This is a genomic window from Bacteroides sp. AM41-16 (assembly GCF_003603495.1).
Taxonomy (GTDB): Bacteria; Bacteroidota; Bacteroidia; order Bacteroidales; family Bacteroidaceae; genus Bacteroides; species Bacteroides uniformis.
On the sequence record NZ_QTNE01000013.1, the window covers coordinates 1 to 23,909 of the forward strand.

General features: G+C 45.8%; 20 protein-coding genes. 14 read left to right on the forward strand and 6 right to left on the reverse strand.

The window, feature by feature from the left end; genetic code table 11:
* Positions 1-196 precede the first annotated feature (196 nt).
* From DW896_RS12355 to DW896_RS12370, 4 genes are all read right to left on the reverse strand, one after another.
* Positions 197-820 (reverse strand): porin family protein, encoded by a 624-nt coding sequence (locus DW896_RS12355; protein ID WP_009037391.1) that lies wholly within the window; start codon positions 818-820, stop codon positions 197-199.
* Between the two features lie 121 nt (positions 821-941).
* On the reverse strand, positions 942-2,918 hold the full coding sequence (locus DW896_RS12360) for an MAC/perforin domain-containing protein (RefSeq protein ID WP_008662046.1): 1,977 nt from the start codon (positions 2,916-2,918) through the stop codon (positions 942-944).
* A 44-nt stretch (positions 2,919-2,962) separates the two neighbouring features.
* Positions 2,963-3,361: a DUF3244 domain-containing protein gene (locus tag DW896_RS12365; RefSeq protein ID WP_005825909.1), complete on the reverse strand. Its 399-nt coding sequence runs from the start codon at positions 3,359-3,361 to the stop codon at positions 2,963-2,965.
* Between the two features lie 128 nt (positions 3,362-3,489).
* Positions 3,490-5,070, reverse strand: coding sequence for a lipopolysaccharide assembly protein LapB (locus tag DW896_RS12370; RefSeq protein WP_008662045.1), 1,581 nt, complete (start codon positions 5,068-5,070; stop codon positions 3,490-3,492).
* A gap of 308 nt (positions 5,071-5,378) precedes the next feature.
* Between DW896_RS12370 and DW896_RS12375 the strand changes: the two genes are divergently transcribed.
* The 5 genes from DW896_RS12375 (at position 5,379) to DW896_RS12395 (ending at position 12,146) form a co-directional block, all read left to right on the forward strand.
* Positions 5,379-7,217, forward strand: a complete 1,839-nt coding sequence (locus DW896_RS12375; protein ID WP_009037389.1) for an ABC transporter ATP-binding protein — start codon at positions 5,379-5,381, stop codon at positions 7,215-7,217.
* A gap of 423 nt (positions 7,218-7,640) precedes the next feature.
* Positions 7,641-8,720 carry a Gfo/Idh/MocA family protein gene (locus DW896_RS12380; RefSeq protein WP_009037388.1) on the forward strand — a complete coding sequence of 360 codons (1,080 nt, stop codon included), beginning with the start codon at positions 7,641-7,643 and terminating at the stop codon, positions 8,718-8,720.
* Positions 8,721-8,786: 66 nt separating this feature from the next.
* A complete protein-coding gene (locus DW896_RS12385) occupies positions 8,787-10,274 on the forward strand; it encodes a Gfo/Idh/MocA family protein (RefSeq protein ID WP_005825899.1) in 1,488 nt (495 codons plus the stop codon).
* 71 nt (positions 10,275-10,345) lie between these two features.
* Positions 10,346-11,221 (forward strand): DUF1080 domain-containing protein, encoded by an 876-nt coding sequence (locus DW896_RS12390; protein WP_005825897.1) that lies wholly within the window; start codon positions 10,346-10,348, stop codon positions 11,219-11,221.
* A 22-nt stretch (positions 11,222-11,243) separates the two neighbouring features.
* Positions 11,244-12,146, forward strand: a complete 903-nt coding sequence (locus DW896_RS12395; RefSeq protein ID WP_005825894.1) for a sugar phosphate isomerase/epimerase — start codon at positions 11,244-11,246, stop codon at positions 12,144-12,146.
* A gap of 93 nt (positions 12,147-12,239) precedes the next feature.
* Here the strand turns inward: DW896_RS12395 and DW896_RS12400 are convergent, their stop codons facing one another.
* A complete protein-coding gene (locus tag DW896_RS12400) occupies positions 12,240-12,875 on the reverse strand; it encodes a viroplasmin family protein (RefSeq protein WP_034529164.1) in 636 nt (211 codons plus the stop codon).
* 117 nt (positions 12,876-12,992) lie between these two features.
* Between DW896_RS12400 and DW896_RS12405 the strand changes: the two genes are divergently transcribed.
* The 9 genes from DW896_RS12405 (at position 12,993) to DW896_RS12445 (ending at position 22,894) form a co-directional block, all read left to right on the forward strand.
* Complete coding sequence (locus tag DW896_RS12405; RefSeq protein ID WP_009037386.1) at positions 12,993-13,595, forward strand: nitroreductase family protein; 603 nt, start codon at positions 12,993-12,995, stop codon at positions 13,593-13,595.
* 62 nt (positions 13,596-13,657) lie between these two features.
* Positions 13,658-14,185 (forward strand): shikimate kinase, encoded by a 528-nt coding sequence (locus tag DW896_RS12410; protein ID WP_005825881.1) that lies wholly within the window; start codon positions 13,658-13,660, stop codon positions 14,183-14,185.
* A 135-nt stretch (positions 14,186-14,320) separates the two neighbouring features.
* On the forward strand, positions 14,321-16,213 hold the full coding sequence (gene speA / locus DW896_RS12415) for a biosynthetic arginine decarboxylase (RefSeq protein WP_005825878.1): 1,893 nt from the start codon (positions 14,321-14,323) through the stop codon (positions 16,211-16,213).
* Position 16,214: 1 nt separating this feature from the next.
* The gene (argB, locus tag DW896_RS12420) at positions 16,215-16,985 is read left to right on the forward strand and encodes an acetylglutamate kinase (protein ID WP_005825877.1); all 771 of its coding nucleotides are present in this window, start codon (positions 16,215-16,217) and stop codon (positions 16,983-16,985) included.
* Between the two features lie 60 nt (positions 16,986-17,045).
* Entirely contained in the window at positions 17,046-17,555 is a 510-nt protein-coding gene (locus DW896_RS12425) for an RNA polymerase sigma factor (protein WP_009037385.1), read from the forward strand.
* Positions 17,545-18,027: a hypothetical protein gene (locus DW896_RS12430; RefSeq protein WP_009037384.1), complete on the forward strand. Its 483-nt coding sequence runs from the start codon at positions 17,545-17,547 to the stop codon at positions 18,025-18,027. Before DW896_RS12425 ends, DW896_RS12430 begins: the two co-directional genes overlap by 11 nt.
* Before the next feature lie 288 nt (positions 18,028-18,315).
* Positions 18,316-19,986 carry a LuxR C-terminal-related transcriptional regulator gene (locus DW896_RS12435; protein ID WP_009037383.1) on the forward strand — a complete coding sequence of 557 codons (1,671 nt, stop codon included), beginning with the start codon at positions 18,316-18,318 and terminating at the stop codon, positions 19,984-19,986.
* 154 nt (positions 19,987-20,140) lie between these two features.
* The gene (locus tag DW896_RS12440) at positions 20,141-20,545 is read left to right on the forward strand and encodes a hypothetical protein (RefSeq protein WP_005825870.1); all 405 of its coding nucleotides are present in this window, start codon (positions 20,141-20,143) and stop codon (positions 20,543-20,545) included.
* Between the two features lie 12 nt (positions 20,546-20,557).
* Positions 20,558-22,894, forward strand: a complete 2,337-nt coding sequence (locus DW896_RS12445; protein WP_009037382.1) for a carboxypeptidase-like regulatory domain-containing protein — start codon at positions 20,558-20,560, stop codon at positions 22,892-22,894.
* A 148-nt stretch (positions 22,895-23,042) separates the two neighbouring features.
* Here the strand turns inward: DW896_RS12445 and DW896_RS12450 are convergent, their stop codons facing one another.
* Complete coding sequence (locus DW896_RS12450) at positions 23,043-23,903, reverse strand: head GIN domain-containing protein (protein WP_119993301.1); 861 nt, start codon at positions 23,901-23,903, stop codon at positions 23,043-23,045.
* Positions 23,904-23,909: the final 6 nt, after the last annotated feature.

The following is a 23,909-nucleotide window of genomic DNA, read 5'->3' on the forward strand; positions in this document are numbered from 1 at the left end:
GTTTTCTAGAGATAAATAATGCGTGACACAGTTTATTTTACACTACCAAATGCCATATTTTTATAGATTCGGCTCAGTGGTTGTCTCTGTTTTCGTAAGTAGTGATTTTATTTCTATGTTGAACAGTTTGTTTCTTGTATATCGGCAATAAAAAGTGTGGAGAGGGTTTTCGTGCCCTTTTCCACACTATTAAATCTTAGAAGAAATACCCCACGGAGAGCATCAAGTTGCGGTTTTTGTTTCCGCTATCTTCTATATTGTCCAGTAATCCCCAGTCATATCCGATAGAGACTTGATATTTTTGAAAGAATTCGACTCCTGCTTTGAGTCCGAGACCAAAGTCGAAACGTTTCATGGCATTGCTTCCGAATACTTTGGCAGAATCATGAATGCTTGTCAATCCTTCCACTTCATCAATCAAATATCCCGTTGCCTTCATTTTACCGAAGAGACCGACTGCAAAGTAAGGACCGAAATTGCCAAAGATGGCAAAATTGTCATTGATGGCATATTTGTAGCCCATGTGTATAGGTATTTCTAAATAGTAGGGATTGAATTTCAGAGATGCATCATTCCCATTTATTTGTGTACCTTTTAAGGACAGCAGTGCAGCCATGTCGAGATAAACACCTTGGGCTATCTGGGGCAAGTCTTTCTCGGCCTTGATGCTGACATGGAAACCTACCTTGCTGTCAAAACCATCGGTGGAGAACTTGCTGGAATTCATACCTGCCATCGCTCCCCATTTGAGTCCTTCTTGCGCGTGGATGCCCATAACGCCGGTCATCAGTAATGCGAATAAAACTAAAATCTTTTTCATGTTGTTTTAATTTATATTGATATAAACATAATATATAGACCTGACATACTTCAATGCTTTTGAATAAATTGCATGCAGAGAGTGGGTAATATAAACTCATATACAATAATTGGGTATTAAGTTATCTCCAACACATTGGTACACCTTGTTTATTCAAATTATGTCCTGTTACATATTTCCATGAGTTACTTTTCCCTTTAATATTTTCAATAGCAACAAAAATGGCATCTAAGAAACCATTATTGTCTAAATCATAAAGACAACATGCTGCTCCTTGTCCAGTGTCACACGGTGATAAAGAGTCAGGGAAACGAGGGGTATATATAGGTTTTGCATAAGAGTTACCATACTTATCTATATCAGGTAGTATTTCATATACGAATTTATCTTTACCAGAGGGAGCATCTAATGCCATAAATAGGATATCCAATGTACCATTATTGTCAATATCACCAACTGCAACTCCTGCTCCATCTCCATCATGACCTAATCCTGGAACTTCATATACGGGTGATAGACTCAAATAGTTGCCATTTGATTGTAGGTCGAAAGCAATTTGATATCGAAATGAATTTTCTCCTTCTGGGGCATCATAGACCATCATTAATAAATCAGGAGTTCCATTTTTATTTATGTCACATATATCAATACCTGCTCCATCGTAAAAAAATCCGAGTTCATCTAATGTATTTAGCGAAGATAATGAGTTATAGTGGCCATCAGGTTTGAGGTCATAAGCTACGTAATACCATCGGTAGGCACGACCTGCTGTAGTGGGCTTGTCTGTGCATAAAAGAACCATATCTAATATTCCATTATTATTCAAATCACAGAGGGCGATATCACCTCCAGAATTTTCCCAACCCTCAGCAGAAATTGAAAGAATAGATGATTCTTTTGAATAGTATCCATTTTCATCAATATCATATAAGACTTTATACCAAAAATTATTCTTTCCTTTAGGATTATCTATTCCCATCAATATCATATCAGGCCTTCCATTTTTATCAATATCACCGATAGCAACTCCTGCCCCTTGATTAATATGTCCTAGTCCGCTGACTTGACGTGTACCAGTAGTTGATGGATATAGGCTTATAGAACATACTTCTTTACTCTTTATGTAGTTGTCTATATATGCTTTGAGAGTTTGCTTTTTTGTGGGGTCTGTAACTAATTCATAAATGGGGATAAATGATTGTGAATTATTGTCGACATCAATAAATTTCGGTGTGGAAGATTTTACTGATGCCATCCATTTACCTATATCTATTGATGGTGAATTTTCTGGATTTAAAGAACCTTGCACTCCTACGGCGGGGTCACCTCCTATTGTGAAATAATATAAGGACTGCTCTTTATTAGTTATAGCTAAAGATTCATCATATTGGAATTTTCCATCCATCTTGAAAAGGCTAAAGAGTGAAGCGCCTAACCCAGCGTTTATACTTTCTTTTTTTGATGATGAGGTTGATTTAGCCATATAATACACTTCGAATTTTGCTCCTAAATATATATCCTTTAACACATGAGTTCCATACTCTTCAACAATTTGTTCTGGTGTATATGTAGAGAGTCTTTCAATAAACTGTTTTGTGAGACATGTCTTTAAAACATTAATGTCAGCTTCTGAAATTCGATACCTGCTATCTATATATTGCTGAGTACAGTATGCAAAAGAGTAGTCAGAATTATAATGAGAATTACCTCCGAATGCTATATTTAAAGAGGCGCCACCTATGACTTTTAGGATGCCGGGGGTGCTCATTTGTAATGAAGATGACATGTTGGTGGTAAAATCAATGACATCTTTCCCTGAAGAGTAACGGAACCGAGATTCTTCTAGTTTGTAGGGGGTAATCAGTCCTTTTTCTAATAGTTTATTAGTATCAAATACTATTGCACGACTGGACTTAGTATCTAAATATGGCCCAGTTATATCATAGCCGTACCCTAAAATATCATATACACCATCTCCTGCAGATCGGGTATTTACACTTTGTGGAAATGACGGGGAATTACGTTCGATGATATCTTCATCGGCACAACCGGATAATATAAGCATTACCCAACTCATAAATAGGAATAACTTTTTCATGGCTCTCTATCTTTTTAAATAATGTATTGTTTGTTGTATGATTGTTATAATGAGAAATAACCATATAAAAGAACTTCATCAGACTCTATTTTAATCAAATAGTTACCACTACTGTATCCTTCATCCAAAGTGATGTCAATGTTTGTGGGTTCATTGTATGCTTCTGAATGAATGAGTTTACTAGTTGATTCATTGATGAGGGTTATGGTGACGTTAGGTAATACCTCGTTGAAGTCGACACATACTGTGTTATTATATAAGTAGGCGTTGGCGGTTTGAATGATACTACGAGATATAGGGGTATCTCCTTTACTAATCGGATCTTTTCTTTTTGCTTGGGTTAGGGCAATTTCTGTAAAAGGATTGTTCTCTTTTTGTGCGTATGTCACAATATTGCTTAAAAAGAATGTCGCAATTAAGATAGACAATAGTTTTTTCATCATTATACACTTTTTTGATTATTGATGCCGCAAAGGTCGGTTTAATACGGCAGGATAAGTGTATAATATTGTATAATTTCGGTGTATAATGGCGTATAATATTGTATAATTGTTGTACTTGCTAATGATTGTTATGATTGGCTAGATGATTGGAGATTCTTTTTTAAAGCTTCCTTAAGAGATATCTCTTTGTGTGCAAAGCCCATTTTGTTTTCTAATATGCGGTCTGCCTTTTTGTAAATAGTATCCCGTTCGCAGCTCAATATATGGCAAAAGTGGCTTATCGGGAGGTTTGTCAGGTACAGACAACATAAGTAGATTTCGTCTTCTGTCAGGTGATATTTTGATTGTAGTTCCCGGGCAATATTATTCCAACATTTGTTGGTTTCTGCAATTAGTTGTAGCCAGTCACCTTGATGCATTATTTCTGATTCTGCCTTTTCTTTATGAGAGCGGATGATTAGAGTCATCTTGTTGTATACCTCAGATTGTTCGAATAGAACAAGTCCTGCCTTATACAGCATTTCTTTTTCGGTTCGGTTATTGGGCTTTTGCTTTCTTTTCTTATAGGATAGGATGATTACAGCTACAATGAGGGTTAATGTGATTATTGATATACTTATGATAGAGTAATGGGTGTGTTTGCTGATTATGTTTTGCTTGTTGCTTGGCATCCCTTGTTCTGCGCAGACAATGGCATCGGGCTGTCTGGACTTCTGCATGCTGTCCAAATAGGCAGAGTAGTTGCGTTCCATCTCTAAGGAAGTAGCTAAGTCTCCTTGCTCTTTGGCTATGTCTGCCAGATACATGTAAGCCCCGGCTTTGGTGGCATAGTCTGTTGTGAAAAGGGATTTTTGTAGGTAGTAGCGGGCAGAATCATATTGCAATATTAGGTAATATGCGCTTCCAAGTAGTTCGAAAGCTTTGTAGCATGTTGTGCGGTCTTTCTGTACGCCAAGATTCTGTTTGGCGAATTCTATAGCTTTCTCTCCGTTTTCCATCCAGTTGTATAGTTGGCATAGTGAGGAGAACACATTTTCTTTTAATTGTATGTTGGACTGTTTTTGGACGATAGCGAGTGCCTTCAACATCATTTTTTCGGCTTCGGGATAGAATTCCTCTCCTTTTTCCATTCGGATGAGTCCTCGTCGTGACAGAACTTCTGCTTGAAGAACAGAGTCCTTTAGCTGAATACCTATTTGTTGTGCCAATTGATAGCTGGAATCGGCTTGTGTATTTAGGTTTTGTGAATAGTATAGATAACCTATATTCAGGTAGATAAGACTTAATAGACGTCTTTCTCCTGCTTTTTCAGCCAAGGGCTTTGCTATGAGGTATTGAGTCATAGATTCTGTTCTTCTCTGTGAATCCCGGTAGACGCAGCCGGAATAGTAATGGGCCCTTGCCCGCTTTTCTATGTCGTTTGTGCCGTTGTAGTAGGTCAGGGCCGATTGTATCAGGGAATCATTGGTTTGGATAATGTAGTTCTTATCTCTTGCTTCTGTCATTAATAGGTCATAATAAGCACTGTCAGCTTGGGTCTGCAGGCTGTTTGTCGGGAATGCTTCGAGCATAGATAGGGCAGTGTCCGGTTGCTGAACGATGAGCGAGTCAATTGCAATCAGGTACTTATTATAGTTCACTCGGGTATTGCAAGCAATGGACAGAAGTACGATTAGGACAGATAGGGTTGTGATAATAGCTTTTCTCATGTGGTGAACAAAGTTCTCAGTTAAGTCGGGTGCAAAGGTACATCTTTTTCATTATTTACTCATATAATTGCTTGGGCATATTGAAGTTTGAAGAAAATTGTGTGGAAGTTAGGAGTAAAGATGGAAAATAAATGAGCCGGCTATTATTAAGATGACAATGTATGAGTGTACATGGTGCTGGAGAAGTATGCAAGGACACAAAAGAAAGTAGAGAATGTGGGCATTTAGGCAGAAATAACCTGAAACCCTTTTCCATTCCCTCGTTTTCTTGTATCTTTGCGACCTCATAATTCACTTAACTACAAGCAATGAAGGAATTCCTACAACTGATGCGGCGCTTTGTGTCGCCTTACAAGAGATATATCGGTTGGGCAATCGTGCTCAATGTGCTGTCCGCTATATTCAATGTCTTTTCATTCACACTGCTCATTCCTATTCTCAATATCCTTTTCAAGACGGGGGAGAACACCCAAGTGTATCACTTCATGGAGTGGGGAAGCGGTAGCTTGAAGGAAGTGGCGGTGAACAATTTCTATTATTACGTCACTCAGATGATTGAGACACACGGGCCACAGATGACATTGCTGTTCATGGGGCTTTTCCTTGCTTTCATGACCATGCTGAAGACTTCCTGCTATTTCGGTTCTTCCGCCATTATGATTCCCCTTCGTACGGGAGTGGTACGCGATATCCGCGTGATGGTTTATTCCAAAGTGATGCACTTGCCGCTCGGCTTTTTCTCTGAAGAAAGGAAAGGGGACATCATTGCACGTATGAGTGGTGACGTAGGCGAAATTGAAAACTCCATTACCAGCTCACTGGATATGCTGCTCAAGAATCCTATCCTGATTCTGCTTTATTTTTCCACTCTGATTGTAACCAGCTGGCAGCTGACTCTGTTTACTGTCCTGGTATTGCCGGGTATGGGCTGGCTGATGGGAAAAGTCGGCAAGAAACTGAAGCGTAAGTCGTTGGAAGCCCAAGGGAAATGGAGTGATACCATGTCGCAACTGGAAGAGACGCTTGGCGGACTGCGTATAATCAAGGCTTTTATAGCAGAAGACAAGATGGTGGACCGTTTTAAGCAATGCAGCGACGAGCTGCGTGATGCAACCAACAAGGTAGCCATCCGTCAGTCGTTGGCACATCCGATGAGTGAATTCCTCGGTACGCTGCTCATTGTATTGGTACTGTGGTTCGGTGGTCTGCTTATTCTGGGCGACGGCACTTCCATGGAAGCATCAACGTTCATCTTCTATATGGTGATTCTGTACAGTATCATCAATCCGTTGAAAGACTTTGCAAAGGCAGGATACAACATTCCAAAGGGTCTGGCATCCATGGAACGTGTGGACAAAATACTGAAAGCCGAGAACCCCATTAAGGAACCGGTAAACCCGTTGCCGCTGCACGGGATGAATGACCGGATTGAATTTAAGGACCTCTCCTTCAGTTACGACGGCAAGCGCGAAGTGTTGAAGCACGTCAATCTGATGGTGCCCAAAGGACAAACCATTGCACTTGTCGGCCAGTCCGGCTCCGGCAAATCTACATTGGTGGATTTGCTGCCGCGCTATCACGATGTGCAGTTAGGTGAGATTACAATTGACGGTGTGAATATTAAGAATTTTCGCATCCACGACCTGCGTGCGTTGATAGGAAACGTGAACCAGGAGGCCATCCTGTTCAATGACACCTTCTTCAACAACATTGCCTTCGGTGTGGAAAATGCAACTATGGAGCAGGTGATCGAAGCGGCAAAGATTGCCAATGCCCACGACTTCATCATGGAGACCGAACTCGGTTATCAGACCAACATTGGCGACCGTGGCGGCAAGCTTTCCGGCGGACAGCGCCAGCGTATCAGTATTGCCCGTGCCATCTTGAAGAATCCGCCTATCCTGATACTCGATGAGGCCACTTCAGCACTCGATACCGAAAGCGAACGACTGGTGCAGGAGGCTCTGGAACGGCTAATGAAGACCCGTACCACGATTGCCATCGCCCACCGCCTTTCCACCATCAAGAATGCGGATGAGATTTGTGTACTCTATGAAGGTGAAATCGTGGAACGTGGTAAGCACGAGGAACTTCTCGAGAAGAACGGCTATTATAAGAGACTGAATGATATGCAGTCTCTCTCATAGAAATAAAATTCTGCGTACTTTGCTTCCACCCGCTTGTGCTAGGCTGTTATGACTAAATAGGAAGTTAATTTCCTGCAAACAGCCTATTAATTCTTCTTTCTCTTCTATATTTCTTACGCAGAATCTATGATGCAGGTGGGTGTTGACGGCTGCCGGCAGAGTGTTTCACGGCTGTTAGGCGATGATGAATAAAGGGCGTTCTTTTGTCTTTTACGCTTTTTTAATATCTGCTTGCTTCCATTCTATCACTAATTATCCTATTTTTGCAAAGAACACATACATAAACATTGCAAATATCATGAAAAAATTATATCCAACGTCTACGACGACAGCTACTATGACTATCAGTCCAAGTACTCTTAATCATGTAATTCAATCGACCCCGATAATACTATAACTGTAAATATTTAATATTCGCCTACCATGAAAATAAAAGTTGGTTTGATAGGGTTCGGCAGAATGGGGCAAATGTATTGGGAGGAAATGCAGAAAAGCGGTCGATGGGACATCGCATATATCTGCGATACCGATCCGGCCTCCCGAGAATTGGCAAGAAACCTTTCCCCTTCATCCAGAATCATATCCGATGAACAAGAAATCTTTGATGACCAGAGTGTAGAAGCTGTTGGTCTTTTTGCATTGGCAAATTCCAGAAAAGAACAAATAGAGAAAGCTGTCCGGAGCAATAAGCATATCCTGACGGAGAAACCCATTGCCGATACCATTGATAAGGAATGGGAAATTGTGGACCTGATTGAAAAGTATGATCGCATTGCCGCTGTCAACCTTTATCTGCGGAACTCCTGGTATCACCAGGCTATGAAGCAGTTTATCGATGAAGGCGAGATTGGTGAACTGGCTATCTTGCGCATCTGCCACATGACTCCGGGATTGGCGCCGGGCGAGGGACACGAATATGAGGGTCCCGCCTACCACGACTGCGGCATGCACTACATAGACATCGCCCGCTGGTATGCCGACAGTGAATACAAGACCTGGCATGCCCAAGGCATGCGGATGTGGGACTACAAGGACCCTTGGTGGGTACAGTGCCACGGTACGTTCGAGAACGGCATCGCCTTCGATGTCACACAAGGCTTCGTCTACGGACAACTCTCCAGAAACCAGACTCATAATGCATATACGGACATTATCGGTACAAAAGGTATCGTGCGCATGACGCATGATTTCCGGACTGCCGTAGTGGAACTTCACGGCGTGAACCGTACGCTTCGCCTGGAGAAACCGTTTGGCGGAAAGAACCTGGACAAGCTCTGCAACATTATGGCAGACTCCATCGAGAGCGGGAAACGCGATCCGAGATTGCCGCAGATGCGAGACTCGGCCATTGCTTCCCAATACGGATGGACCTTCCTGGAGGATGCGCGCCGCCACGACCTGCCCGGCATAGGCGACTTGCAGACGCTGGAGGAAATCAAGGAGCGCCGGAGGCATATGAAAGAAGGTTACGGACTGCTCCGTCCGAAGAAAACGGTAGTCTGATGCCTACTGTAATTAAGGATTGTTTTAAAACTCATTATATTAACCGATTTTAAAATCTAAAGAACCATGTCGAAATTTACAAGAAGAGAATTTCTTAAGACCGGAGGTTTAGCTTTGGCGGGTCTTACCATTGCTCCAAGCAGCATTTTGGGTAAGAGCCACGGACACGTGCCTCCCAGTGACCGTTTGAACATTGCTGCCGTAGGTATCGGCGGTATGGGACACACCAACATCAACCATGTGAAGGCTACGGAAAATATCGTGGCGCTTTGTGACGTAGACTGGCGCTACGCGAAAGGTGTGTTCGATGAGCTTCCCAATGCGAAGAAGTATTGGGACTATCGTAAGATGTACGATGAGATGGGTAAGGACATCGATGCCGTTATCATCGCTACTGCCGACCATACACATGCCATCATTACTGCTGATGCCATGACGATGGGCAAACATGTATATTGCCAGAAACCGTTGACGCACTCCGTATATGAGTCCCGTCTGCTTACCCGCCTGGCCGCTTCTACGGGAGTAGTTACCCAGATGGGTAACCAGGGTTCTTCGGACGAGGGTACCGACTTGGTATGCGAGTGGATATGGAACGGCGAAATCGGTGACGTGACGAAGGTGGAATGTGCTACCGACCGTCCCATCTGGCCGCAAGGATTGAATGTTCCCGAAAAGGAAGACCGCATTCCCAAAACCCTGAACTGGGATTTGTTTACCGGTCCTGCCAAGATGAATCCATATAACGAAATCTATCATCCCTGGAACTGGCGCGGATGGTGGGATTATGGTACGGGTGCTTTGGGCGATATGGCTTGCCACATCCTGCACCAGCCGTTCAGAGCTTTGAAGTTGCTGTATCCTACCAAGGTAGAAGGTTCATCTACATTGTTGCTCAATGCCTGCGCTCCGCAAGCACAGCATGTGAAGCTGACTTTCCCCGCACGTGAGAATATGCCGAAGGTGGCTATGCCCGAAGTGGAAGTTCACTGGTATGATGGTGGCATGATGCCCGACCGTCCGAAAGGCTTCCCCGAAGGAAAGCAACTGATGCAGAGCGGTGGCGGTCTGACTATCTTCCACGGAACGAAGGATACGCTGATTTGCGGTTGCTACGGACAGAACCCGTGGTTACTTTCTGGCCGCGTGCCCAATGCACCGAAGGTTTGCCGCCGTGTGCCGAAGGCTATGAATGGCGGTCATGAGATGGATTGGGTACGTGCTTGTAAGGAAAGTCCTTCCAGCCGCGTGATGCCTAAGTCTGATTTCTCCGAAGCGGGACCGATGAACGAAATGGTGGCAATGGGTGTATTGGCCATCCGTCTGCAGGGCCTGAACAAGACACTGGAATGGGACGGAGCCAACATGCGCTTCACCAATATCGGCGACGACGAGACATTGCGTACAGTCATCAAGGACGGCTTCAAGATACACAACGGCCATCCGAGCTTCGACAAGACATGGACAGATCCGGTAAATGCCAAGGCTTTTGCAGAAGAGCTCATCAAGCATAACTACCGTGAAGGCTGGAAGTTGCCCGATATGCCCAGATAAACATTAAAAAGAGTATCGGAACCAGGTTCCGATGCTCATAAACGAATACTAATCATTTAATTTTTCAGATTATGAAGAAAATATATTATTCTTTGGCTTGTTGCCTTATCGGAGGTATGCTCGCCTCTTGCGGTGGCGGTGCAAAGAAATCGAACGCTACGGAGGAAGCTGCAGCTCCTACTACTACTGCGGTGTCTTATTCCAAGTCTCTGAAAGCGCCTGAAACGGACAGCTTGAACCTGCCGATTGATGCGGACGGTTATATCACTATCTTTGATGGAAAGAGCCTGGACGGATGGCGTGGATACGGTAAGGACAAAGTGCCTTCCAGATGGATTATTGAGGATGGTTGCCTCAAATTCTGTGGAACCGGTACCGGCGAAGGACAGACCGGTGAGGGCGGTGACTTGATTTTCGCCCATAAGTTCAAGAACTTTGAGCTGGAACTGGAATGGAAGATTTCCAAAGGTGGTAACTCCGGTATCTTCTATCTGGCTCAGGAAGTTACTTCAAAGGACAAGGACGGCAACGAAGTGTTGGAACCCATCTATATCTCTGCTCCCGAGTTCCAGGTGCTGGATAACGCCAATCATCCGGATGCCAAACTGGGTAAGGACAACAACCGTCAGGCTGCTTCCTTGTACGACATGATACCGGCTGTTCCGCAGAACGCCAAACCTTTCGGCGAATGGAACAAGGCAAAGATTATGGTATACAAAGGTACTGTAGTTCACGGACAGAACGATGAAAACGTACTGGAATATCACTTGTGGACTAAGCAATGGACTGAAATGTTGCAGGCAAGCAAGTTCAGCGAAGAGAAGTGGCCCTTGGCTTTCGAACTGTTGAACAACTGTGGCGGCGAAAACCACGAAGGCTTTATCGGTGTGCAGGATCATGGCGACGATGTTTGGTACCGCAACATCCGTGTAAAGGTTCTCGACTAATTCCTTCTAAAAAGATAGTACTATGAGAATCAAACATATGATGATTTTGTCAGCACTGTGCTTATCCATGATGGCCACAAGCTGCAGCAGCCACAGCACGGAAACGGCGCCGGAAACGACGAAAAAGGAAGTAGCCATCCAGCTCTATTCTGTAAGAGACTTGGTGAAGGACGGCAGTAACCTCGACCAGATTCTGAAGGATTTGGCTGATATGGGCTATACCAGTGTGGAGGCCGCCAACTACAATGACGGTAAGTTCTACGGCAAGACTCCCCAGGAGTTCAAACAGATGGTGGAAAAGAGCGGTATGACCGTGCTTTCTTCGCACACTACCCACGGGTTGTCGGACGAGGAACTGGCTTCGGGCGACTTTACGGAAGCCTTGAAATGGTGGGATCAGTGCATTGCTGCCCATAAGGAGGCCGGTATGGAGTATATCGTGACTCCGTATCTCTCCGTTCCCAAGACATTGAAAGACTTGCAGACCTACTGCGACTATTACAATGAAGTGGGCAAGCGCTGCCAGGCTGCTGGTTTGAAATACGGTTACCACAATCATGCCCATGAATTCCAGAAAGTGGAAGACAAGGAGCTGATGCTGGACTACATGCTGCAACACACCAATCCCGAATATGTATTCTTCCAGATGGACGTTTACTGGGTAGTGCGCGGCCAGAACAGCCCGGTGGATTACTTCAACAAGTATCCCGGACGCTTCACCATGCTCCATATCAAGGATCACCGCGAGATTGGGCAGAGTGGTATGGTAGGTTATGATGCTATCTTCAAGAATACGGATACTGCTGGCGTGCGCCACATCGTAGCTGAGATTGAGAAATACAGCTGCCCCGTAGAAGAGAGTGTGAAGCAGAGTCTTGACTACTTGCTTGATGCTCCTTTCGTGAAGGCATCGTATAGCAAATAAAACATGATGGCGGCTATTCATTCATAAGCTCGGCCGCATCATTTTCTTGACGCGGGCACAACCGGATGAAGAATCCGGGGTGCCCGCGTTTTTTTACTTCCTTCCGAAGTCGGCCGGAATTTCCCCCCATTGCTTTGTCTCCCATTTTAGGATGCGGGTGGTGTAGGTGTTTTCGCGCAACCACTTCTCCGCACGTTCTATTAGGTGGAAAAGCTCTTCGGTCTTGGCGTCGCGCGGCAGTTTGGTCTTGCATTTTTTCTGTTTTATCCAGTTGATGGCGTTCACGCTGTCACTGTAGATGGGCATGTCGAAACCTTTCTGTTTCAACAAGGCAAGTCCGTGGACAATGGCGAGGAATTCGCCGATATTGTTGGTTCCATACATCGGCCCGAAGTGAAAGATTTCCTGACGGCTGGCGACGTGTACTCCCCGGTACTCCATGGCACCGGGATTTCCGCTGCAGGCGGCGTCTACGGCAAGGCTGTTTTCTGCGACGGCGGCAGGAAGGGGAGCGTCGGCGCCGGGAATAGTCTTGGCAGGAGAAGGGGCCGACCGCTTGATGTACACGTACGGCGAAGAGGCAAAGGCTTTTTCCGCTTCCTCGCGTGATTCGAACGACTTGTATTTTGCTCCTTCGTAGCCTTTGGTCTGTAGTTGGCAGTCTGTCCAGGAAGTGTAGATACCCGGGCTGACTCCCGCCCATACGACGTAATATTTTTCTTTCTTCATAACTGCGGACAAAGGTAAAAAAGAAAATCCGAACAACTTAACTCTTTTATTTGTTTCTTTGTATGGCGGATATAAAATAAATAAGAGAAAACTCAATAAAAAAAGAAAGGACAAAAAATGAAGAGAACATTTGCAGAAGCCATGGCGCATCGCCGTAGTTATTACTCTATCGGCAGCGATTCGTCGGTGCTGGATGAAGAAATAGTACACATTATTCGTGAAGCCGTAAAGAATGTGCCGTCAGCTTTCAATTCACAGTCTACAAGAATTGTATTGCTGCTGGGCGACGAACATAAGAAATTGTGGAACATTGTGAAGGAAACCCTGAAAGCACGCATCTCTGCCGAGGCTTTTGCCAAGACGGAAGCCAAGATTGACGGCTGTTTTGCTAGCGGACACGGTACTGTGCTCTATTTTGAAGACACTTCTGTAGTCAAGAAGCTGCAGGAAGCATTCCCTTCCTATAAGGATAATTTCCCCACTTGGTCACAGCATACCTCCGCTATGCACCAGTTTGCCATCTGGACTATGCTGGAAGATATGGGGTTGGGCGCCTCCCTGCAACATTATAACCCCTTGATTGACGACGAGGTACGTCGCACCTGGAACCTGCCCGACGACTGGATGATGATTGCACAGATGCCCTTCGGTACACCCACCGGTGAACCGGGAGAAAAGGAATTCGAAGATTTAAGCAAGCGTATCAAAATTTTTCTCTGATACAGAGGCGTTTTCAGCTTGGAATTGCTACCTTTGCAGGAAACCTGTAACTCGTAGCAGATATGATACGTATTTTCTTGACCGGCTACATGGGAGCCGGTAAAACTACTTTAGGAAAGGCTTTTGCCCGCGAAATGAATGTGCCGTTCATTGATTTGGACTGGTACATCGAAGAACGTTTTCACAAATCAATCCGTGAATTGTTCACCGAGCGGGGAGAAGCCTCTTTTCGTGAATTGGAGCGAAACATGCTGCATGAAGTAGGGGAATTTGAGGATGTCGTGGTCTCTACCGGTGGCGGTACTCCTTGTTTTTTTGACAATATGGAGTATATGAACGGTTGCGGGCAGACGGTGTTTCTGGATGTACACCCCGATATTCTGTTCCGCCGGCTCCGGGTGGCGAAGCAGCAACGCCCCATCCTGCAAGGCAAGACGGACGAAGATTTGCGCACCTTCATTGTGGAGGCGCTGGATAAGCGTGAGCCTTTCTACTCGCAGGCCCGTTATCGCTTTGATGCCGGTTATCTGGAAAGCCGCAGCCAGATTAGCGAATCCGTGCAACGGTTACGCCAACTTTTAGGACTTTAATCCCTTGTAAATGTGTATTTTTCAGTCCGAGGAGCTGGATATATTAGATTTATGTGTATTTTTGTCGCCCCCTTTATAAGACACACTATAGTGGGAAAATAGTAAATTGTAAATAGTCTAATAGTAAATGTACTGATGAGAAAATGGCGTATTGAAGATTCAGAAGAGCTGTACAACGTAACTGGTTGGGGCACTTCGTACTTTGGTATCAATGACAAAGGTCATGTTGTGGTGACACCGCGTAAGGATGGGGTTGCCGTCGATTTAAAAGAGTTGGTGGACGAGTTGCAGTTGCGCGATGTAGCGGCTCCGGTATTGGTGCGTTTTCCCGATATTCTGGACAACCGCATCGAGAAGGTGTCCTGCTGCTTCAGACAGGCAGCCGACGAGTACGGGTATAAAGGAGAGAACTTTATTATCTATCCCATTAAAGTGAATCAGATGCGTCCCGTGGTAGAAGAGATGATTAACCATGGGAAGAAGTTCAATCTGGGGCTGGAAGCGGGTTCAAAGCCGGAGTTGCATGCTGTGATAGGGGTCAATACAGACCCGGGTTCCCTCGTGGTTTGTAACGGATATAAGGACGAGAGCTTCATTGAACTGGCACTGTTGGCACAGAAAATGGGCAAACGCATTTTTCTTGTTGTAGAGAAACTTAATGAGTTGAATCTTATTGCCAAGATGGCGAAGCAATTGAAGGTGAAACCTAATATCGGTATTCGCATTAAATTGGCTTCCAGTGGAAGTGGCAAATGGGAAGAAAGCGGAGGAGATGCCAGCAAGTTCGGACTGACATCCAGTGAACTGCTCGAAGCGCTGGACTTCTTGGAGAAAAAAGATATGAAGGACTGTCTGAAGCTGATACATTTCCATATCGGCAGTCAGATAACCAAGATACGCCGCATCAAGAATGCTTTGCGTGAAGCTTCGCAATTCTTTGTGCAGCTGAACAAGATGGGCTTCAACATCGAATTCGTGGATACTGGTGGCGGTATGGGAGTTGATTATGACGGTACACGCTCTTCAAGTAGCGAAAGCTCCGTCAACTATTCCATCCAGGAATATGTCAACGATGTGGTGTCGACTTTCGTTGATGTTGCCGACAAACACGGGTTCCCTCATCCCAATATCATTACCGAGACGGGACGCAGCCTGACTGCCCATCACTCCGTGCTTATCTTCGAAGTGCTGGAAACGGCTTCCCTGCCCGAAATGGACGACGACTGGGAACCGGGAGAGGATGCTCACGAACTGGTGAAGGAACTGTATGACATCTGGGATAATCTGAGCCAGCGCAGTATGCTGGAACCTTGGCACGATGCGCAGCAGATACGCGAAGAGGCACTCGACCTTTTCAGCCATGGCATCGTCGACCTGAATACGCGTGCACAAATAGAGAAACTCTACTGGAGTATCTGCCGCGAAATCAACTCCATTGCCAGCGGCATGAAGCACTGCCCCGAGGAATTCCGCAAGTTGAGCAAGCTGCTTGCCGACAAGTATTTCTGTAACTTCTCGCTGTTCCAGTCATTGCCCGATTCCTGGGCTATCGACCAGATGTTCCCCATCATGCCCATACAACGGCTGGATGAAAGACCCGACCGCGAGGCTACCTTGCAGGATATGACTTGCGACTCGGACGGCAAAATTGCCAATTTCGTCAGCTCGCGTGCCGATACGACCACCCTGCCGCTGCACTCGTTGCGCGACAAGGAACACTACTATCTGGCGGTTTTTCTGGTCGGAGCTTATCAAGAGATTCTGGGAGATATGCACAATCTGTTTGGTGATACGAATGCCGTGCATGTGTCTGTCAATTCCAAAGGCTACACCATCGACCAACTGATTGACGGCGAGACGGTGGCTGAGGTGTTGGACTACGTGCAATATAATCCTAAAAAACTGGTACGTACGCTGGAAACTTGGGTGACGCAGTCCGTCAAGGAAGGGCGTATCTCTGTGGAAGAAGGGAAGGAATTCTTGTCTAATTACCGTTCCGGACTGTACGGATATACTTATTTGGAATAAAATGGAGAAACTGACTGTAATAAAGGTGGGTGGCAAGATTGTAGAAGAGGAAGCCACCCTCTATAAGTTATTGGATGACTTTGCAGCCATCGAAGGCTACAAGGTCTTGGTACACGGAGGCGGACGCTCGGCCACGAAGCTCGCTGCCCAACTGGGTATTGAAAGTAAAATGGTGAATGGCCGCCGCATCACTGATACCGAAACGCTGAAGGTGGTGACCATGGTGTATGGCGGACTGGTGAATAAGAATATCGTTGCCGGCTTGCAGGCGCGTGGTGTCAATGCACTGGGCTTGACGGGAGCCGATATGGATGTAATCCGTTCGGTAAAGCGTCCCGTGAAGGAGGTGGATTATGGGTTTGTGGGCGATGTGAAGCAGGTGAATGATGCTTTCTTGGCAGACCTCATTCATAAGGGTGTGGTTCCCGTGATGGCTCCGTTGACACACGATGGAGACGGGCACATGCTGAATACGAATGCCGACACCATTGCCGGAGAGACCGCCAAGGCTTTGGCGGGCTTGTTCGATGTTACTTTGGTATTCTGCTTTGAGAAGAAAGGGGTGCTGCGTGACGAGAACGACGATGATAGCGTGATTCCACAGATAACGCCGGAGGAATTCAAGCAATATGTGGCAGATGGTGTGATTCAAGGTGGCATGATTCCAAAATTGGAGAACTCTTTCGAGGCGTTGAATGCGGGTGTGTCCGAAGTCGTAATCACTTTAGCATCAGCCATCAACGGGAACAGTGGAACCCGTATCCGAAAATAATTCAAAAAAAACGGCAATAGGCTGTAACTTTCTGAATACTTAACCGTCAATTTATTAGAGATGCAAGAACTCAGCTTTCGCAATGACATTCTCCCGCTGAAGGATAAGCTTTTTCGGTTAGCCTTGAGAATTACGTTTGATAGGGCAGAGGCAGAGGATGTCGTGCAGGAAACGCTGATAAGGGTTTGGAACAAGCGTGACGAGTGGTCGCAGTTTGGTTCTATTGAGGCCTATTGCCTGACAGTGGCAAGAAATCTGGCGATAGACCGTAGCGAGCGAAAAGACTCCCGTACCGTGGAGCTGACCCCCGAAATGGAGCAGGCCTCCGATGCATCGGGCCCTTACGAGAAGCTGGTGAACAAGGAACGGATGGCGTTGATACACCGGCTGATGAACAGACTTCCCGAAAAGCAGCGGCTGATTATGCAGCTTAGGGATGTGGAAGGTAAAAGCTATAAAGAAATAGCAGCAGTCCTGAACTTGACCGAGGAGCAGGTAAAAGTGAACCTCTTCAGGGCGCGGCAAAAAGTGAAACAAACGTTTATTGATATAGAAGGTTATGGACTCTAAATATATAGAACAACTCTTGGAGCGCTACTGGCAGTGCGAAACTTCTTTGGAAGATGAGGCTGAATTGCGTGCTTTCTTTAGCGGAAGCGATGTGCCCAAGCACTTGCTTCGCTACAAGGATTTGTTCGTATATCAGCAGCTTCAGCAGGAAGTGCATCTGGGTGAGGATTTTGATGCCCGGGTGCTTGCCGAAGTGGAAGTTCCGGTGGTCAAGGCAAAGCGCCTGACACTGGCCGCACGCTTCATGCCGCTGTTCAAAGCCGCCGCAGTAGTGGCAGTGGTTCTTTCGCTGGGAAATGTGATGCAGCATTCATTCTTTTCGGATGTAGAGGAAGTAGCCGCAACCGATACTATCGGTAAACAGATTTCCGCACCGTCGGTAGCTCTTTCGGGAGATGTGCCCGTGTCTCATGAGAAGCAGGTGATGGACAGCCTGCGCCGGGTGAACAAGGAGCTGGAAATCAAGGAATAGATATTTTCATTTGCTTTTAAAATAACATTTTCATTTGCTTTAAACATAATAATAGTTAGTGTGCTTTATTAAAACAACTTGAGGCTGTGAAGTTTCAATTCTCTCAAAATCTTATAAAAACTAACTAAAATAGAAGGGACGCCGCGTGATGCAGCGTCCCTTTGTTGTTCTTGCCTGTGGGTTACAAGGCTTTTTATTTAAGGGAGTTATTATTTACAGTATATATAGTTTGGAGTCTGCCGTTTTTTTTCTCAACTTTACTCACTGCAAATATATACAATGGAGAAGATGAGAAACATACTATACATCTGTATTATGCTTTTAGGCATTATGTGCTTTGTAGGCTGTAATGACTGTCATGGCAACAAAAAACTTTTGGCGCAGACCGACTCTTTGTTGCAGAGCCGTCCGGACAGTGCGCTGAAGTTGCTTAATTCCATAGAAAAGGATGTCGGGTTTTCAGAAGCGGAGTGGATGCAGTTCGTTTGGAACTGTGCGCAGGCCCGCTACCGTATGGGTATGTCATTGGCGGAAGATTCGCTGCTTCCTGAAGCGATACACTACTATCGTGAGCGGAAAGACTCTTCCCGTATGCTTGATGGCTACCTGCTTGAAGCCTCCTATTATAAATGGATGAAGCAGGAGGAACGCATGGATGAAGCGATTGAGAATGGCTTGGACTATGCCATAGCCCGGAAAGACACCTTCTGGCTTCTTCTTTTTTATCGGGGAAAGGCAGAGATAGCTTATCTGAGAAATGACCACTCCCAGGCGATAGAGTTGATGGAAAAGATATTGCAATATGCTGATAAGCTATCTGTCCGGGAACATTGCTCCATACTCTATGACCTGGGACTCAATATGGCGCTTGCCAACCACCCTTCTTCTTCGGATTACCTGGAACAGAGTATTGACATGGCATTGGCGGCAGCCGATACAGCTTCGGCCTGTCACTATCTGAGGAATTATGCCGCTTTTCTTGCCAACAGCCATGAATATACCAAGTCCAATGAACTGCTTCACCGGGTTAGACGGCTGATGCCTATGACCGACAACTATCCCATTCTGCAGGTAATCTTTGCTGAAAACTTCCTGAACCTTCATCAGTTGGATTCTGCCCGTTACTATTGGGAGCAGGCGTGGAACAATGAATTGAAGCAGGAAGAAAAGAGAGCCGAGGGCTTTTCTGTACGCAGTGCGCTGGCACAGTTGAAAACAATTCTGGACTATACTTCCGGGGCACCTTTGGACATTGTCACTTTCGGTAGGTTTGCTGATTCTGTCAGGAATGAGATGAGGGACCAGAATAGCGTGATAGAGCAACAGCTGGTGACCAGGAACAAGCTTCAACAGTTGAACTATGAGTTGATAATCAAACGGCAGAAGACACGGATGTATTCGATGCTGGTTGTTGTTGTGTTTGTCGGGGTACTTGTTTCCCTTACCTTTTATATCCGTAACAGACGGAAGCGCCTTGCCGAAGCCGAGGAACGTATTGATGCACTGACCCGCCTGCTGGAAGATGCCCAGAAGGTATCGGACAATCAGGAAGAGAATAGCGGTGCTTTCTTCAAGAAGCTGCTTCTTCAGCAGCTGGGTATCATACGGCTTGTTGCCAATACGCCTACCTCACAGAACCAGGCGTTGCTGAAACTTATTTCGGGCATCGGCAATAAGGAGATTCCGGTGGAAGGACTTCTTGCCTGGGCAGACCTTTATCCGGTAATTGATAAACTATACGATGGCTTTTATTCCCGCATGATGGAAAAGTTCGGACAGGTATTGTCTGATAAGGAAGTGCAGATATGCTGTCTGCTCTGTGCCGGTTTCTCCACGAAAGAAATCGGTGTGGTCACCCAACAGACAAGTGCAACCATCTACGTGCGTAAGACTTCCATCCGAAAGAAGATAAATGCAGGCGAAAAACAGGATATTGTGGAGTGCATAAGAGGCATTTAGACCGGAAGAGGCCGGATTAAGACTTTTATAATATGTCATTGTTGATAATCAGTGCTTTATGTGCTAAGTATTAAGACTTTTAATAGTGCGATTTAGTAGGAGTTAAGAGACTTCTTGCCTTAACTTTGCATCAAATCAAAAAACAGAAAGTCTTATGAAAAGTACATTCAGAACAATGGCAATCGCAGCGTGTTTCGCACTTGTATCTCTTACTTCATGTTACTTCCCCGGAAGCGACCAGTATAAAATAAAGTCGGCAACTAAGGAATATGTTAAGTCGCAGTTAGGCGAAGGTGAGAAATTCCGTTACGGATACCTGGAGCGTAAATGTGGTCGTAACGTAGACGGCAAATTTTGCAAGTATGCCGAAGTGCACTATGAGGTAATAAGCGCGTCGGGCGAAACTTCAGAGAAAATGCTCTTTCTGCTGATGTCGGAACATTGCGATTCCGTATTGGATATCTCGGAGGAGAGAGACAAGGAGTGGACCAATAAAGAAACTCTTTCGTCAGAAGAGATAAAGGCAATCATCGAGTCAGCTTTAAAAGACAAACTCTAAACACCGGCATTTATGAAAAAGATTCTTGTTATAGCTATCGTATGCCTGTTGGGTAGCTTTGCCGCAGCGGCACAAACAGTGAAAGTAAACGGTACAATTGTAGATGAACAGAACCGTCCGGTGGAATTTGTCAATGTAGCCCTGATTTCCTTGCCCGACTCTTCATTCGTTACGGAAAGCACCACTGATGGCAAAGGTAAATTTGCTTTGAGAGCCACTGCCGGTTCGGATTTCCTGTTAAGACTCTCTTATATCGGTTACGTCGGCGAACAGATTGTCATCAGGACTCCCCAAGGCACTGTGCAGATGGGAGACATTATCTTGAAAGAACAGTCGGTAGCACTGGACGAGGTGGTAATATCGGGCAGCAATATCACGCAGAAGGTAGACCGCATGGTTGTAGTACCCACCGCTACTGCCATGAAGAATTCCTATAATCCCTACGACCTGATGCTGAACCTTGCCATTCCGCACTTGAAGGTGGATGCTCTTGGTAAAGGCCTGGAAGCCAATGGCGGCAGCGTACAGACACGTATCAACGGTATTGTGGCTACCTCCACCGAAGTGGCAGCCCTCCTGCCCAAGGAGATTGTAAGAATAGAATTCATCGAAAATCCGGGAGAGCGCTATGGCGACAGCAGCCTGGGCGCTGTGGTGGACATCATTGTCCGCCGCCGCGAAACGGGTGGACTGGTCAATATACAAGCCACTAATGCTCCCCACATGTTGTTTAGCGAGGACAATGTGGTGGCAAAGTTCAATCATAACAAGTCACAATGGGGATTGTTCTATAACTTGTCTGCCCGTAACTTCAAAAAAACATATACGGATATAGACGAGACATATGTGTTGGAAAATAAGACGATACATCGTGTGCAGGAGGGGCTTCACGACCAAAACAAGCACTTTACCCACAATATCGACCTCTCTTACAATCTGACGGAGCAGGATAAGTACGTATTCAACGTCGTGTTCCGCAACAGTGTCTATGATGCCCCTTGCCTGAACCAGTCGAACAAGTTGTATGATGCTGCGGATGCCGATAACTATATCTTCTCCAGACTGAAGAACAAGCAGTCCAGCTACACTCCTTCGCTCGACCTTTATTACCAGCGTACATTACCGAAGAATCAGATGCTTACGATGAGCGTGACCGGTACGCTGATGCACACCGACAATAATAGGCTCTACCACGAATATACGCCTCAAGCCGAAGACCTGGCGATGATTGAAACAGATGTGACGGGGAATAAGCGTTCCATTATCGGTGAAGCCATCTACGACAAGCGTTTCAAGTTCCTCGTATTCAGCGCCGGATTGCGCCACTACCAGATGTATGCCAGGAACGAGTATGCAGGCTCTTCACCCGTCGTATCGGAAATGAACCAGGCAAAGACAGCGGCGTTTGCCGAGGTGCAGGGTAATATCAGGAAAGTGAGCTATGGTGTGAGTGCCGGACTGACCCGCTCTTATTTCAAGGAAGGAGGGGAGGAACATACCTACTATACCTTTACTCCCACTGTCCGTCTGAACTTCTCTCCGCACAAGAACGGCAACATCAACTATCGGTTCAATGTCGAACCCAAGATTCCTTCGCTCAGTGCATTGACCAATGTGGAGCAGGCGATAGATACCATCCAGATAGTACGCGGTAACCCGGCATTGGAGACTTACAGCGTTTTCAACAATACGTTGAACTATTCCTATATGAAGAAGAAGTTCGTCTTCATGCTGAATGTGACACATGGCTATCACAAGAATATCATCATGGAGAGTGTGTTTGCCGAGGGAGACAAGTTGGTTTCGATGAACGAGAACCAGCGTTCTGCACAGTTTCTGCGCTTTGGCCCTTCTTTCACATTCCGCGGACTGAACATTGGTAGTCTGAAGAATTTCCTGACGCTGAGTATAGATGGTGGATTTACACGTTACTGGTCTAACGGCAATACCTATACCCATACGTATAATGATTTCTATTACAACCTGGGTGCCGTGTTCAATTATAAGCAGTTCTCTCTGTTGGGACAATTCAGTAAAAGGGCGAACGAGCTGATGGGCGAAACGATTTATAAGGGTGAAAACCAGGCTGCTGTTTTAGCCACTTATACCCACAAGCGGCTGCAATTAGGAGCAGGGATGATGTTCCCGTTCACCAACAACTACAAGACGGGCAAGGAACGGGTGAGCAAAGTGGCGCCCTATACCTCGTGGAGTCATGCGAAAGAAATAGGACAGATGGCGGTTATCAAGCTGAGTTATAACTTCGAGTTTGGTAAGCGTTACAAATCATCCGGCAGACGCATCAATAACAGCGACAATGAATCGGGCATTCTGAATATAGATAAATGACAACTGTTCCCGTGCTTCGGAGGTGTGGGGTGATAAAAGAACGAAGGGCTTCCTCGCGGGAGTCCTTCGTTCTTTTTGCAGGTAATTATTTGAGAGAGAATTTAGTTTAGGTTTATAGTCATCAATCTGAGAATCTATGTTTTCTATGTTAGAGTTTATACAGTCCTTTCTTGGGATAGTCCAGTTCCGGATTACCCTTGTAGCCTACACTGCCGCTTCCGCTGGTGCGTACTTTCAGGAAATCTGTGGCATGGCACTTGATGTCGCCTGAACCGGCAACACTGGCAGATGCTTTCTTGGCAACGAAATCGGAAGCAAGCAAATCACCCGAACCTGCCACGCTGTATTCAGCTTCTTGGGTACTGCCGCTCAGGATGGCGGTACCCGAACCGGCAACGGATGCTCTGGTGAAGTTGGCGGTTACGTTATTCAGCTTCATGTCACCTGAACCTGCAACGGATACTTGGAGGTCATTGCAAGTGATGTTGCTGCTATTGATGTCTCCCGAGCCTGCGATGGAAATATCGAGGTCTGTGCAGGAGATGTTGTTTCCACTGATGTCACCCGAACCAGCCACAGAGATTTTGAGGTCATCCGTCTTCAGTCCGTTTTTCAGTTCCACGTCTCCCGAACCTGCCACGGCAATGCCGTTCAGCTTTTCTGCGGACACACGTACTTCCAGTTTATTATAGGATACGCTGACGTTCTTCTTGAAGCCGATATAGAGGGTATTGTCCTTGACACGGATATCCAGTAAGTCTACAATGTTGTCCGAGGTGTATACTTCCACTGTCGGTTTGCCGGACTTCTGCGTGTAGGTCACGTCGGGGCTGCCGGCTACACTCAGCTTGGTGAAGTTGTCCACTTTTATGTCTTTGGTTACATAATTCTTGCTTGCCTTGACCGTCTTGCTGCCGAAGCCTCCGGAACGGTATGTGTGTTGTTGTGAACAAGCGGTTGTACTGAATGCCAATAAGGCGATTGCGATAAATGTTGTTAGAGCTTTCATATTCTT

Bases quoted from the DNA above. Each gene is read 5' to 3' on its own strand.
- DW896_RS12355 (WP_009037391.1), bottom strand. From the start codon at position 820: ATGAAAAAGATTTTAGTTTTATTCGCATTACTGATGACCGGCGTTATG.
- DW896_RS12360 (WP_008662046.1), bottom strand. From the start codon at position 2,918: ATGAAAAAGTTATTCCTATTTATGAGTTGGGTAATGCTTATATTATCC.
- DW896_RS12365 (WP_005825909.1), bottom strand. From the start codon at position 3,361: ATGATGAAAAAACTATTGTCTATCTTAATTGCGACATTCTTTTTAAGC.
- DW896_RS12370 (WP_008662045.1), bottom strand. From the start codon at position 5,070: ATGAGAAAAGCTATTATCACAACCCTATCTGTCCTAATCGTACTTCTG.
- DW896_RS12375 (WP_009037389.1), top strand. From the start codon at position 5,379: ATGAAGGAATTCCTACAACTGATGCGGCGCTTTGTGTCGCCTTACAAG.
- DW896_RS12380 (WP_009037388.1), top strand. From the start codon at position 7,641: ATGAAAATAAAAGTTGGTTTGATAGGGTTCGGCAGAATGGGGCAAATG.
- DW896_RS12385 (WP_005825899.1), top strand. From the start codon at position 8,787: ATGTCGAAATTTACAAGAAGAGAATTTCTTAAGACCGGAGGTTTAGCT.
- DW896_RS12390 (WP_005825897.1), top strand. From the start codon at position 10,346: ATGAAGAAAATATATTATTCTTTGGCTTGTTGCCTTATCGGAGGTATG.
- DW896_RS12395 (WP_005825894.1), top strand. From the start codon at position 11,244: ATGAGAATCAAACATATGATGATTTTGTCAGCACTGTGCTTATCCATG.
- DW896_RS12400 (WP_034529164.1), bottom strand. From the start codon at position 12,875: ATGAAGAAAGAAAAATATTACGTCGTATGGGCGGGAGTCAGCCCGGGT.
- DW896_RS12405 (WP_009037386.1), top strand. From the start codon at position 12,993: ATGAAGAGAACATTTGCAGAAGCCATGGCGCATCGCCGTAGTTATTAC.
- DW896_RS12410 (WP_005825881.1), top strand. From the start codon at position 13,658: ATGATACGTATTTTCTTGACCGGCTACATGGGAGCCGGTAAAACTACT.
- speA (WP_005825878.1), top strand. From the start codon at position 14,321: ATGAGAAAATGGCGTATTGAAGATTCAGAAGAGCTGTACAACGTAACT.
- argB (WP_005825877.1), top strand. From the start codon at position 16,215: ATGGAGAAACTGACTGTAATAAAGGTGGGTGGCAAGATTGTAGAAGAG.
- DW896_RS12425 (WP_009037385.1), top strand. From the start codon at position 17,046: ATGCAAGAACTCAGCTTTCGCAATGACATTCTCCCGCTGAAGGATAAG.
- DW896_RS12430 (WP_009037384.1), top strand. From the start codon at position 17,545: ATGGACTCTAAATATATAGAACAACTCTTGGAGCGCTACTGGCAGTGC.
- DW896_RS12435 (WP_009037383.1), top strand. From the start codon at position 18,316: ATGAGAAACATACTATACATCTGTATTATGCTTTTAGGCATTATGTGC.
- DW896_RS12440 (WP_005825870.1), top strand. From the start codon at position 20,141: ATGAAAAGTACATTCAGAACAATGGCAATCGCAGCGTGTTTCGCACTT.
- DW896_RS12445 (WP_009037382.1), top strand. From the start codon at position 20,558: ATGAAAAAGATTCTTGTTATAGCTATCGTATGCCTGTTGGGTAGCTTT.
- DW896_RS12450 (WP_119993301.1), bottom strand. From the start codon at position 23,903: ATGAAAGCTCTAACAACATTTATCGCAATCGCCTTATTGGCATTCAGT.